This is a genomic window from Pseudoxanthomonas sp. LARHCG66, assembly GCF_052871755.1.
The window spans coordinates 12,780-25,893 of the sequence record NZ_JBIXJW010000009.1 but is presented as its reverse complement, the minus strand read 5'-3'; the positions used below and the strand labels follow the sequence as shown (position 1 = coordinate 25,893).

Sequence of the window (13,114 nt, the reverse complement as noted above, 5' to 3'; positions counted from 1 at the left end):
ATCCTGTGAGGGCGGGGCAACCGACGTGGAGCCCATCCTTGCATGCACGTCGGGACGCTGACGTGAAGGGGGTCAGTGCGTGAGGCGGAAGCTGCGGCAGCGGGCCTCGGACCCCGCCGCCCACGAGCTGGGATTCTTGCCAGAGTGCGGGGTGCCCCGCTGCTGCTGCTCGTTCCATCCCCGGGACGGGGCAGGGTGATCCGAATGTCCGCTACATGGTTGCGGGGGCGGCATGACGTTGTGTCGCCGCCAGGGGAAACCGGATCTCGATGCCGAAGCCATGGCCATCCAGTCCGGTACCGCAGTGCAGCCGGCCACCGTGCGATGCGACCACCCGTTCCACCAGCGCCAGGCCCATGCCGATGCCCTGCACGCCATGGCCGCGACCGACACGGTAGAAGCGCTCGAACATGCGCGCGTGTTCGCTTTCGGGGATACCGGGGCCATCGTCGGCCACGACCAGGGTGGCCGCATGTTCCGATCCACTGCTCCCGATCCGCGTTTCGACGCGCACGCGCGTACCCGGCCCGCCGTGGCGCAGGGCGTTGTCGATCAGGTTGCGCAGCAGGATCCCCAGATCGTCGATGTCGCCGTGCACGGGGGCATGGCCCACGTCCAGCTCGATCGACTGACCGTTCCGCGCTGCAGACAGGCCGAACTCATCGGCCACCATCCCGGCGACCAGCGCAAGGTCCACGTCCTGCGCGCGGGTGCTGGCGACACCGGCGTCCACCCGTGCTGCATCGAGCAGTTGCTGCGCGAGCCTCGAGGTGCGCTCGATGCCCGCGATGAGGTGATCGAGGGCGTCGCGCGCGTCGTCGCGGTCGTCAGCGTTCTGCAACACCTGCGCCTGGGCCAGCAGCGCCGCCAGCGGGGTGCGCAGCTCATGCGCCGCTTCGCCAAGGAAGGCGCGCTCATGCTGCAGCGCCTGTGCCAGCCGCATCATCAACTGGTTGAACGCACGGATCAGCGGCGCGAACTCATCCGGCAGGCCGCGTTCTGGAATCGGCGCCAGGTCCAGCGATGTCCGCGTCGCAATGGCGTCGCTGAGGACGAGCACCGGCCGCAACGACCAGTGGATCACCGACCAGATCGCCAGGCCGATGGCGCAGAGCAGGAGGAGCGCCGTGCCCAGGCTCGCGCCCAGCCACTTCCGCAACTCCGCCTGCAATGCGGACTGCGGCAGGCCGACCTGCACCTGCACCCGATGCTGCGCGTCGCTGACGGCGAACACGCGCCAGGCGGCGCCGGCGATGGTGACCTCCGAGAAGCCGTCCACAAGGCTCGCGACCATCGCATGCTCCGGCGCCGGTCGCGACGACATCAGGCGCCGGCCGGTGCCGTGCTCCCAGACCTGGAAGCCGAGCGCGGCGAACTTTCCGTTCGCGGGCATCGAGGCGGTATCGAGTTCGAACGGCGCCTGCTGGCCGGCGGCCGTGATGTCCGAGGGCAGGGATTGCAGGATCTGCTCGGCGACATTGCGCAACATGCCATCGGCCTCGCCGCATTGCCGCGCGGACATGTCCAGGTACTGCAGCGCGAACCCCGTGGACCAGGCAACCAGCAGGACGGCAGCCATCGCGACAAGCAGCCGCGTACGCAGCGCGCGCATCACGCTTCGTCCCCGGCGCGGTAACCGAGACCGACTTCCGTCACCACCACGCCATCACCCAGCTTCCGCCGCAGCTGGTGCACGTAGACCGCGACCACATTGCTGCCGACCTCCGTGCCACCGCGGCAGAGGCAGTGCTGCAACTGGTCGCGGCTCAGCACGCGGCCACGCGCCTCGAACAACACCTGCAGGATGCGGAACTCGTTGGCGCTCAGGCCGATGCGCTTGCCGTTGAGATACGCGGTGCTCGCGCCGGGGTCCACCTCGACGTCGCGCCAACGCAGTACCGGCGTCACCTTGCCGCGCGTGCGACGCAGCACCGCGCGAAGTCGCGCCAGCATTTCGTCGCGCTGGAACGGTTTGACAATGTAGTCGTCCGCGCCCGCATCGAGGCCGCGGATGCGGTCGCTCAGCTGGTCGCGCGCGGTGATGATCAGGACGGGCGTCGCGTCGTGGCGCTCGCGCATTGTCGCCAGCACATCCAGTCCGGAACCGCGCGCGAGGCCGAGATCGAGCAGCACGGCGACAAAACCGTGGTCGACGAGCACGGCCTGCGCCGATCGCGCGTCCTCGTGGCGCACCACGCGCCACCCTTCCTGCCCGAGTGCTGCCGTCAATGCCCGGCCGAGCATGTGGTCGTCTTCGACGAGGAGGATCGTGTCCATGGTGGAGGCGGTCTGCGAAGCGACCGGCGATGGTCGCCCGCCGGTTTTAAGACCGGATTAATGCCCACCCCGAAGCGTTCCATCGCACGCGTTGCGCGACGGCGCGACGCCACCGTGCGCCTTAAACGCATCTTAATCGCGGCCTCTGACACTGCAGTGCCTGCTGCTCTCACGCAGGCCTCTCCCCCGAACCATCTCTTCACCGTGAGGTGCCGCCCGTGTTCAACCGGCTTGCGTCCCGTCTTCCCTTTCACCATCGAACGACCACGGCGATCGTCACGCCCAGGCGCACGTCGCGACCGGCACGTGTCGGGTGGCGGACGCTCCTGGCATCGGTCGGCGCACTGCTTCTTTCCGCCTGCGCGGCAAGTGGTTCGGTCGCACAGGATGCGCCCAGGCCGGACTGGAGCACGTCCGACATGCCGTCGCAGGTCGGGCGGGTGTTCCTGGTAACGGGTGGAACGAGCGGCATCGGTTACGAAAGCGCCAAGGCGCTGGCGGCGGCGGGCGCGCAGGTGATCATCGTGGCGCGCCACCCGGAACGAGGTGAAGCCGCGATCGCGGGCATCCGCAGGGAAACGCCGAGTGCCAGTATCCGCTTCGAATCACTGGACCTCGCCGATCTGGCGTCGGTCCATGCATTGGCCACCCGCCTCAATGCGACGTTGCCGCGCCTCGATGGCCTGATCAACAACGCAGGCATCATGGAGCCGCCACAACGCGACACGTCCGCTGACGGCTACGAGATGCAGTTCGCGGTCAACTACCTGGGCCACTTCGCATTGACCGCGGAGCTGCTGCCGCTGTTGCGGAAGTCGGATGCCCCGCGGGTGGTGACGCTGTCCAGCATCGCCGCCCGCCGCGGCGCGCTCCACTTCGACGATCTCCAGTTCGAACAGGACTACGATCCCGCGAGCGCGTACCAGCAGTCCAAGCTGGCGTGCCTGATGTTCGCCCGCGAACTGCAGCGTCGCAGCGATGCGCAGGGCTGGGGCCTCCGGAGCATCGCATCCCATCCGGGGGTGGCGCGCACCAACCTGCAGGTCAACAACGGTTTCGTACGCCGCAGCGTGATGAGGTTGGTGTTGCAGCCGGCCGCGCGCGGCGCATTGCCGACGCTGTATGCCGCGACTGCACCCGATGCGCGTGGCGGCGGTTACTACGGGCCGACCGGGATGATGGAACTGCGTGGCCCGCTTGGCTTCGCCCGCGTGCCCGAGACGGCGACGGATGCGCAGGCGGCGTCACGCCTGTGGACGTTGAGCGAAGCCCTCAGCGCCACCCGGTTTCCCTCGGGATCCGACCGCATGAGCGCGTCCCTCCCGGTAGTGGATCGTCCCTCCCGCTGACGACCCGGCCATCCGGCACTCTCGACCCAGGATCCCTCGATGCCCCCCACCACGACAACGTCGCCTGCATCGCGCCGCCCGCGCCTGCTGCAGACCCTGTTCAATCTCCGCCGCGAGGAAGTCGGGCCGGTGCTGATCGGCGCGGTGTTCTTCTTCTGTGTACTGACCGCATTGATGCTGTTGCGGCCAGCGCGTGATGCGCTGGGTATGGAGCGCGGCATCGAGAGCATCCGCTGGCTGTTCGTCGGTACGGCCGTGGCGACGCTGGCGGTCAATCCGCTGTTCGGCTGGCTGGTCGGACGCCTGCGGCGACTGCAGTTCATCGGCGTGACCTACGGCTTCTTCATCGCCAGCCTGGTCGGGTTCTGGGCGCTGCTGATGTTCGCACCGGGTGCCATCGGCCAGCGCAGCGGCCAGGTGTTCTATGTGTGGTTCAGCGTGTTCAACCTGTTCGTGACCATGGTGTTCTGGGCCTTGCTGGCCGATCGTTTCACCAGCGAGCAGGGCAAGCGCTTCTTCGCACTGATCTCGGTGGGCGGCACGCTCGGGGCGATACTCGGGCCGTGGCTCACGTCGCAACTCGCCGTGCCCCTCGGCACACCCAGCCTGCTGCTGGTCGCCGGCGGCTTTCTCCTGGTGGCGCTGTTCGCGGCATGGCTGCTGGTGCATGTGGTGCCGGATCGCGCGACCGCCGACGCTGCTGTCCACGCGCCCCGGTTCGCTGCCGAATCCGAACGCATCGGAGGCAGTGCGTGGGCCGGCCTCGTGGCCGTGTTCCGGTCGCGCTATCTGACCGCCATCGCGGGCTACGTTCTGCTGATGACCGTGCTTGCCACGTTCATCTACTTCACCCGACTGCAGATGGTCGCGGCGGTGTCGGACAGCATGGATGCGCGCGCGGCGATCCTCGGCAACATCGACATGTGGACCCAGGTCGCCGTGCTGGTGCTGCAACTCACGCTGACCGGCAAGATCATCCAGCGCTTCGGTCTCGGCGTGGCGCTGGCGATCCTGCCGGTCGCCACCGCGCTCGGCTTCATCGGATTGGCGATCTACGGGTCGTTCGTCGTGCTGGTCCTGCTCGAGGCCACCAACCGCGCCGTGCAGCGCGGCATCACGCGACCGGCGCGCGAGGCGTTGTTCACCGTGGTGAGCCGCGAAGAAAAATACAAGGCCAAAGCCTTCGTCGATACGTTCATGTACCGCACCGGCGATGTGGTCGGTGCGCAGACCGAAGGTGCGCTCGGCCGACTGGGGCTGGCCCTGGGCGGACTGGCCAGCGTGGTCGTGCCACTGGCGTTTGCGTGGGCCGCGATCGGGATCTGGCTGGGGCGCGCGCATGCACGGCGCGCCGCATCGGTGATGGCGGATGAAACGACTCCTTCCACGCAGCACGACGCGATGCCTCCTGTGCAGCGCGCTCCACGTCCCACCACTGCCCACCCTGAGGGCTGAAACATGGTGGATGCAACTCCCCCGACCTTCATGAAGTGCCGGACCTGAGCAGGCACCTCTGATGCCTTCCCACGACCACCCCCAACCCCACTGCAAGGAAACACCCATGATCACTGAACGAAACGTCCCATCCGGCTCCGCCACCCCGTCGACATGGCGGGGGCGGCTCGCTGCCTTCGGCCTGCTGCTGGGCAGCGTGATGGCGACGGATGCCATCGCGCAAACGCCGCCGCCGCCGACCTGGAGCACGGCCGACATGCCCTCGCAGAAGGGGCGCATTTTCCTGGTCACCGGCGGCACCAGCGGCATGGGATTCGAGGACGCGAAGGCGCTGGCATCTTCCGGTGCCCGTGTCGTCATTGCCGCACGAAACCCGCAGCGCGGGCGCGAAGCGATCGACAGAATCAAGCAGGACGTTCCGGATGCACAGGTGCAGTTCGAAGCCGTCGACCTGGCCGACCTGTCATCCGTGCGCGACCTGGGCAAGCGCCTGGGCGCCACGCTGCCGCGACTGGATGGATTGATCAATAACGCGGCGATCATGGCGCCGCCGGAGCGCGGCACGTCCGTGGACGGACTGGAAATGCAGTTCGCCACCAACTATGCCGGACACTTCGTCCTGACCGCCGAGCTGCTGCCGCTGCTGCGCAAGAGCGACGCGCCGCGCGTGGTCACGCTGTCGAGCATCGCCATCCACCGCGGCTCCATCAACCTCGACGACCTGCAGTCCACCGGTGCTTATGTGCCGATGGCGACCTACGCCCAGTCGAAGCTGGCGTGCCTCATGTTCGCGTTCGAACTGCAGCGGCGCAGCGAGGCCGGCGGCTGGGGCATCCAGAGCATGGCCGCCCATCCCGGTGTCGCAGTGACCGAACTGGTCGCCCGCGGTCCCGGACTCGACAGCGAACAGGGACGCCAGTGGTCCAGCAACCGCGCGCATCTGCAGACCGCAGCGATGGGGGCCATTTCAACGTTGTACGCCGCCACCGCACCCACTGCGCAAGGCGGGGTCTATTACGGACCGACGGGCCCCAACGAAATCGCCGGCCCCCTGGGCGTGGCCACGGTTCCGGCCGTCGCCCGCGATGCCGCGACGGCGGCCCGTCTGTGGGACCTGACCGAAGAGATCACGGGCACGCGTTTCCCGACGCGCGGCCGCTGATCGCGGACGCATCGGCAGCACGCGGTCGGCGCGGCGCAGGCACGCATGGCGAGGGCGGTGAGGCTCAAGCAGCTTCCTTGCGCCTCGCAGGCACACAACACGCGACAGGAACATCCGCATGGACATGAGCAGGAAATCGGGCAGACCGTTCGGGTCCGCTGGCACCGATGTCGTGCAGGGCGCCGCATCGCGATGGAGCACGGCGTTGCTGTTCACCACAAGCTGGGTCAGTGGCCTTGTCTTTGCCGCGTATATCGTCGCGTTCTTCGGCGGCGTCCTGCTGGCGGGCGCGGGCGAGCGGTGGAACGAATCCCTGCCCGGTCTCTACGACAGGGCATCGCCGATGGCCATCGGCGCCATCGGCGTGCATTTCGTGGCGGGTGCCGTGCTGCTCCTGCTTGGACCGGTGCAGTTCATCGGCAGTCTGCGGCGGAGCGTTCCTGCGCTGCACCGCTGGCTCGGTCGTCTCTACGTTGTCTCGGCCGCGCTGGCGGGTGTCGGCGGACTCGCGTTCATCCTCGCGAAGGGCACGGTGGGAGGTCCGGTGATGGATATCGGATTCGGTCTCTACGGGGCCTTGATGGTGATGTGCGCGGGCCTGGCGTTCGTCCATGCCCGTGCCGGCCGCGTCACGCAACACCGTGCCTGGGCCATCCGGTTGTTCGCGCTGACCGTCGGCTCCTGGCTCTACCGGATGGAATACGGCGCGTGGTTCCTCGTGGCCGGCGGCGCCGGCACGGGAAGGGGATTCACGGGGTGGTTCGACATGGTCATGGCGTTCTTCTTCTACATCCCCAACCTCATCGTTGCCGAGCACGTCATCCGTTCGCATCGCAGTAGCCAGGGCGCACTGGCCAGGATCGGGTCCGCGACGTTGATGGTCGCCGCCAGCATCTTCATCGCGTTCGTGACGTGGATCTTCGTCAACGGCGCCTGGGGGCGACGCATGATCAGTGGCCTCATGGAAGCTTCGCTCTAGACAGGGTCGCGCGCCGGAGTACGGCATGCGTCCTCGTTGACCATGCCGGCCCCAGAGCCGTGGTACGCGCGCATCGACCCCCCTTACCCCCAACAACCTTCGAGGTGATCGACATGACAGGCTGGACAGCATCAGACATTCCCTCCCAGATCGGGCGGACCGCCGTCGTCACGGGCACCGGCGGCATCGGTTTCCAGGTCGCCCTCGCGCTGGCCCGGGCCGGCGCCAACGTGATCGTGGCGGGCCGGAATCCTCTGAAAGGAGCGGCGGCAGTCGAGCAGGTGCGCCAGCATGTCCCGTTCGCGCACGTGCGTTTCGGTGCGGTGGACCTGGCGAGCCTGGAGTCCATCGAGGCGTTCGCCGACACCCTGCGCCGCTCGCACGGCAGTCTCGATCTGCTGGTCAACAATGCGGCGGTGATGGCACCGCCGCAACGGCGGGAAACCGCCGATGGATTCGAGCTCCAGTTCGGCACGAATCACCTGGGGCATTTCGCGCTGACCGCGCACTTGCTGCCGCTGCTGCGACAGGGACGCGAAGCGCGCGTCGTTAGCCTGTCGAGCGTGGCGGCAAGGAATGGAGCGATCGACTTCGCCGACCTGCAATCCAAGCGTCGGTACACGCCGATGGCGGCCTACAGCCAGTCGAAGCTCGCCTGCCTCATGTTCGCGTTCGAACTGCAGCGCCGCAGCGCGAAGGAAGGGTGGGGCATCCAGAGCATCGCGGCGCATCCGGGCATCTCGCGCACGGACCTCCTGCCCAATGGAGCGGGCGCCCGCAGCGTGCCGGGAATGGCGCGGCGATACCTGTGGTTCCTCTTCCAGCCCGCCGAACAGGGTGCCTTGCCGCCGCTGTTCGCCGCGACTGCGCCGGGTGCGGCAGCGGGCGCGTACTACGGGCCGGACAAACTCGGGGAGACGCGCGGTCACCCCCGGCTGGCCGCGATTCCTCCGCAGGCCAGGGACACCGACGTGGCGGAGCGCTTGTGGCAGGCATCGGAACGCTTGACGGCATCCGTCTTCGACCAGGGTGGCGGACACCGCGCAACGTCCTGATGCCGCGCCGCGCGGATATCCACGGGGCGCACGGAACGACGGGGCGTCGCAGGAGGTTCGCATGACCGGGTCCATCCCCCGCGCATCGTGGGGGCGGCCGCTGCGCTGGATGAAGACGCTCTTCGACGTACGCCGGAGCGAAGCCGGTCCGGTGGTGACCGCCGCGTGTGGATTCTTCTTCGTGCTGACCGCCCTGATGCTGCTCCGGCCGGTGCGCGACGCCATCGGCATGGTGCGCGGGGTGGAGACCATCCGGTGGCTGTTCATGACGACCGCGGTGGTGACGCTGGCGTTGAATCCCGTGTTCGGTTTCCTGGTGGGTCGTCTTCGACGGCCGCTGTTCGTCGCGGCGACTTACGGCTTCTTCTGCCTGACGCTGGTGGTGTTCTGGGTTCTGTTGACGTTCGCCCCGTTCGCCATCGCCCAGGGAGGGGGACAGGCGTTCTATGTCTGGTTCAGCGTCATCAATGTGTTCGGCACCATGGTGTTCTGGGCGCTGGTGTCCGACCACTTCACCCGCGAGCAAAGCGCTCGCTTGTTCGCACTGATCGCGATCGGCGGCACGCTGGGCGCGGTGTTCGGTCCTTGGTTGACGTCCAGGCTCGCGGAACCTCTCGGCGCCACCCACCTCCTGCCGGTTTCGGCGTTGTTCCTGTCGCTGGGTGCCCTGGCCGCATGGCGGCTGGCGCGCATCACGCCAAGTCCCATGGAAGCGCGCATGGAAGGGGAGGCGCACCCATCGCATGACCCCGAGCCGATCGGCGGCGGTGCGTGGGACGGCCTGCATGCGGTGGTGCGGTCGCCCTACCTCGCTGGTATCGCGGGCTATGTGTTGCTGATGGCGATGATGGCGACGTTCGTCTATCTCACGCGCCTGCAACTGGTTGCCGGTGTCGCGGCAGAGCCTGATGCGATGGCGGCGCTGCTGGCACGCATCGACATGTGGACCCAGGTGGTCTTCCTCGCGCTGCAGCTCGCGATGGCGACCCGGTTCACCCGGCGTGTCGACACAGGACACGCGCTGGTGCTCCTGCCACTGGCCACCGCGCTCGGGTTCGCGAGCCTGGCGGTGCAGGGCGCCCTCCTCGTTCTGTTCCTGCTCGATGCCGCCAACAGGGCAGTGCAGCGTGGCGTCGCCCGGCCTGCGCGCGAGATGCTGTTCACCGTGGTCCCGCGCAATGACAAGTACAAGGCGAAGGCCTTCATCGATACGTTCGTGTATCGCATGGGTGATGTCCTGGGCGCGCAGATGGAAAGAACGTTGGCGGGAGCTGGGTGGGCCGTGGGCGGCCTCGCGGGCGTCGCCGTCCCACTGGCGCTGGCATGGGCCGCACTGGCGATGTGGCTCGGTCGCCTCCATCGCAAACGCGGGAACCTCGCGCCATCCGGTGCCGGCCCTTTTCCCGGGGCACGGTGATCGGCCAGGAGTGCCTTCGCACGCGAAGACGTCGGACTGGAATGCCCACCGGACAGGTGCGGCATCTACGCCTGGAACCGGATTCAACCGGGGTTCGACGGACCGTTACCGTTTGCCGCCTCGCCACGGCAGGTAGTCGGGATCGGCGGTCTCAGGATCGAGCCGCGTCCTCGTCACAGCCCACCATGCGCTACGCTGTGGGCAAGTCGTGTAACCGGCCAATTGCAGTGTTGGCGACGTGTCCTGCAAGGGACCGACTACCCAGGGGACTGGTCGCTTCGAGACCGTGTGCTGGCGCATCGAGCGCGAGGCCGAGGCGTCGCTGGAGTGTGGCTTGGTGATCCATCCAGGCCGATGCCGCTCGCGGTGCGGTCTGTTCCATGCATCGGCCGCCTGCGAAACATCAGCTCAACCGGAGAGGGCAAATGATCGAACTTCCCACAAGAGAGCCGTGCGACCTTTGCGTGGCGGCGCGCGAAGAAAGATGGAAAGTCATCGATGAGAGCGAACATACCCTGACCGTGATCAATCCATGGCAATTCGAAGTTGGCCAGTGCTGCGTCATCACCCGTCGGCATGTCGCGACGCTGCTCGATCTTTCTGGCCTGGAATGCGCGGCCATCATGGTCTCGGCCAAAAGAGTCGCAGAGGCGCTCGTCAAGACGTATCGGCCGCTGGGAATACTGACGTTCCAGAACAACGGAGTCTTCAGCGGACAGGAAACACCGCACTTCCATTTCCATGTCGTCCCCCGACAGAAGGGCAGTGACTGGGGCGTGGGCCCACCTCAACTCGCTACCTTCGATGGCGCAGGACGCACACGGGGTACGTCACACGATCCCCGCGGGGATGCACAACGTCGAGAGCGAGTTCAGGTTTCCACCAGGCAACTTGCTGAAACCGTGGACCTGATCCGTTCCAACCTGCCGGAGTAGTGTTGTGGCTCAGGTACGAGGGGCGCCGGGCTCACTGCGGAAACAGACCGTTGGCAATCTGGGAGTGGACCATCGTCAACCGAGTAGAGGCCGCACTCGCGAAAGCCGCATGACGGACATGAGCCAACCGCTACGCTCGCTTCTGTCGTCGCCTCTCCTGCTGTTGCTAGGAGGCCACCTCCGACCGTGTCCAGCTTCTAAAGCCACGCAGTCCAACTTCTCGGCGGTATGTAGCTTCTGGCTGACCGCCCCCTGCACCTGAGCTCGGCTACAAGCGAGTTGCGGGCTGGCTAGACCAGTTTGTCGGGTGTGATGGGCAAATCACGAATGCGTTTGCCTGTGGCGTGGTACACCGCATTGGCGATGGCAGCCGGAATGCCGACCATTCCCAGCTCTCCCATGCCCTTGACACCCAGCGGGTTGACGACGGTGTCGTCTTCCTCGACGAAGATCGTCTCGATGGCGTGGATGTCGGCATTCACCGGCACGTGGTAGTGCTGCAGACTTGCGTTCATGATGCGGCCGTAGCGGTGGTCGATCTCGGTGGCTTCTTCCAGTGCCATGCCGATGCCCCAGACGACGCCGCCGATCTCCTGGCTGTGCGAGGCAAGGGGGTTGAGAATCTTGCCGCACGCGGTGATCTCGATGACGCGGCTGACGCGGACCGTCCCCAGTTCGGGATCGACCTTGACTTCGACGAACTGGGCGCCGTGGGCGAGCGATGCGTACTTCTCGCGCTCGGGGGAAGGCTTGGAGTCGTAGACCTCGGTCAGCTCCTGCGTTCCAGCCCGTTGCATGATCGCGGCGATGTCGATCGAACGCGCCGCGTCGCTTTTCAGGCGCAGGCGGTTCTCGAACATCTCCACCTCATCGATCGAGGCACCTCGCAGTGGCGAGCCTGCATCCTGGTTGGCCAGGCTCAGCAGCTTCTCGGTGATCGTCAAGGCAGCTCCGCGTACTGCGGACCCCACACTGGACGTGGTCCAGGAGCCGCCTTGCGCAGGCGCGCGCGGCTGGTCGGTATCACCCAACTCGAACTTCACCTTCTCCAGCGTCAAGCCCAGAAACTCGGCGGCGATCATGGTCATGACCGTATAGGTGCCGGGCCCGATGTCACTGGTCGCACTGGCGACGCTGGCAGTGCCATCGGCCCGGTATGTCACCCGTGCACTGGCCGGCATCTGCATGGCGCCCCACACGCTGGAGGCCATACCCCAACCGACCAGCAGGTTGCCATCGCGCATCGAGCGTGGCTCGGGATTGCGCTTGCTCCAGCCGAACTTTTCGGCACCCAGTCGGTAGCACTCGCGCAACGCCTTGCTGGAAAAAGGTTTGCCGCTCTCCGGATCCACTTCGGCGTAGTTGATCAGGCGCAGTTCCAGCGGATCGATCTTCAGCGCGTAGGCCAGCTCGTCCATCGCGCTTTCGAGGGCGAACATGCCGCTCACCGCTCCGGGAGCTCGCATCCACGTGGGCGTGGCCAGGTCTGTGGCGGCAATCTTCAGAGGCGCGTGCAAATTGGGGCAGGCATAGACCTGCTTGAGAAAGCCCGTGGTGTTGTCCGAGAAGGACTCGAAGGAAGAGGTGTTGTGGAAAGCCTCATGGATGATGGCTTGCAGCTTGCCGTCGGGTGCTGCGCCCAGTGCAACCTTCTGGATCGTCTCGGGGCGGTATCCGTGTCCGGTGAACATCTGCGCGCGGGTGAAGACCACCTTGACCGGCCGCTTGAGCTCGCGCGCGGCCAGGGCGGTCAGCGAAGGGTAGTAGTTGGGCTTGAGCGAGGCACCGAAGGCACCGCCCACGAAGGGAGACACCACGCGGATATTGCCCGTCGGCACCCCGAGGCCTTGCGACAAGTGCTGCTGTACGCCGTAGACGTTCTGGGTCTTGTCGAAGATCGTCAGTTGATCGCCTTCCCAGAATGCGATGGCGGCATGCGGCTCCATCGGATTGTGGTGCTCGATCGGAATGCGGTACTCGGACTGGACCTTGACCGAAGCGGCCTGCATGGCGGCCTGCGGATTGCCGCGCGGCGGCGCTTCCTGTGGGGCCGGCTTGGCCCGATCCAGCAGGGTGGCCACGTTGGTCTCATGCGGCTGCGCCTGGTAACTCACCTGCACCAGCCGCGCGGCGTGACGCGCCTGCTCGTAGGTCTCTGCCACAACGAGGGCGATCGGTTGGCCGTTGAAGAAGACCTGGTCCGATTGCAGGGGCCAGGCCCACGTGGGCGACGCATCGGCCGCCGGCGGCTTGCCCAGTTTGCCGGCATTGAGATGGGTAAATACTTTGATCACGCCGGCAGAGGCTTCGGCCGCACGGGTGTCGATCTGGGTGATCCGCCCCTTGGCGATCGTACTCAGGACGATGAAACCGTACGTCAGGTGTGGGATCTGGAATTCGGCGGCGTACTTGGCCTTGCCGGTGACCTTGGCCATCCCGTCTACGCGTGGTGTTTCCTTGCCCAGGTAACGAGCCATGGTGTTCT

The 13,114-nt window shown here is 66.6% G+C and carries 10 protein-coding genes; 7 read left to right on the top strand and 3 right to left on the bottom strand.

Annotation, left to right across the window (positions count from 1 at the left end; all coding sequences use genetic code 11):
* Positions 1-211: 211 nt before the first annotated feature.
* Both ACIPRS_RS18135 and ACIPRS_RS18130 read right to left on the bottom strand, forming a co-directional pair.
* Positions 212-1,612 carry a HAMP domain-containing sensor histidine kinase gene (locus ACIPRS_RS18135; RefSeq protein WP_446539559.1) on the bottom strand — a complete coding sequence of 467 codons (1,401 nt, stop codon included), beginning with the start codon at positions 1,610-1,612 and terminating at the stop codon, positions 212-214.
* Positions 1,612-2,277 (bottom strand): response regulator transcription factor, encoded by a 666-nt coding sequence (locus ACIPRS_RS18130; RefSeq protein ID WP_446539558.1) that lies wholly within the window; start codon positions 2,275-2,277, stop codon positions 1,612-1,614. Before ACIPRS_RS18130 ends, ACIPRS_RS18135 begins: the two co-directional genes overlap by 1 nt.
* Before the next feature lie 344 nt (positions 2,278-2,621).
* On the opposite strand from ACIPRS_RS18130, the gene ACIPRS_RS18125 reads away from it, so the two are divergent.
* From ACIPRS_RS18125 to ACIPRS_RS18095, 7 genes are all read left to right on the top strand, one after another.
* A complete protein-coding gene (locus ACIPRS_RS18125) occupies positions 2,622-3,626 on the top strand; it encodes an SDR family oxidoreductase (RefSeq protein ID WP_446539594.1) in 1,005 nt (334 codons plus the stop codon).
* 39 nt (positions 3,627-3,665) lie between these two features.
* Positions 3,666-5,081, top strand: coding sequence for an NTP/NDP exchange transporter (locus tag ACIPRS_RS18120; protein ID WP_446539557.1), 1,416 nt, complete (start codon positions 3,666-3,668; stop codon positions 5,079-5,081).
* 106 nt (positions 5,082-5,187) lie between these two features.
* A complete protein-coding gene (locus ACIPRS_RS18115; protein WP_446539556.1) occupies positions 5,188-6,243 on the top strand; it encodes an SDR family oxidoreductase in 1,056 nt (351 codons plus the stop codon).
* A 124-nt stretch (positions 6,244-6,367) separates the two neighbouring features.
* Positions 6,368-7,222: a DUF2306 domain-containing protein gene (locus ACIPRS_RS18110; protein WP_446539555.1), complete on the top strand. Its 855-nt coding sequence runs from the start codon at positions 6,368-6,370 to the stop codon at positions 7,220-7,222.
* A 113-nt stretch (positions 7,223-7,335) separates the two neighbouring features.
* Entirely contained in the window at positions 7,336-8,277 is a 942-nt protein-coding gene (locus ACIPRS_RS18105; RefSeq protein ID WP_337731836.1) for an SDR family oxidoreductase, read from the top strand.
* Positions 8,278-8,338: 61 nt separating this feature from the next.
* The gene (locus ACIPRS_RS18100; protein ID WP_446539554.1) at positions 8,339-9,694 is read left to right on the top strand and encodes an NTP/NDP exchange transporter; all 1,356 of its coding nucleotides are present in this window, start codon (positions 8,339-8,341) and stop codon (positions 9,692-9,694) included.
* A gap of 425 nt (positions 9,695-10,119) precedes the next feature.
* Positions 10,120-10,629, top strand: coding sequence for an HIT family protein (locus ACIPRS_RS18095; RefSeq protein WP_446539553.1), 510 nt, complete (start codon positions 10,120-10,122; stop codon positions 10,627-10,629).
* 290 nt (positions 10,630-10,919) lie between these two features.
* Here ACIPRS_RS18095 and ACIPRS_RS18090 read toward each other — a convergent pair whose 3' ends face one another.
* Positions 10,920-13,106 carry a xanthine dehydrogenase family protein molybdopterin-binding subunit gene (locus tag ACIPRS_RS18090; RefSeq protein ID WP_446539552.1) on the bottom strand — a complete coding sequence of 729 codons (2,187 nt, stop codon included), beginning with the start codon at positions 13,104-13,106 and terminating at the stop codon, positions 10,920-10,922.
* Positions 13,107-13,114: the final 8 nt, after the last annotated feature.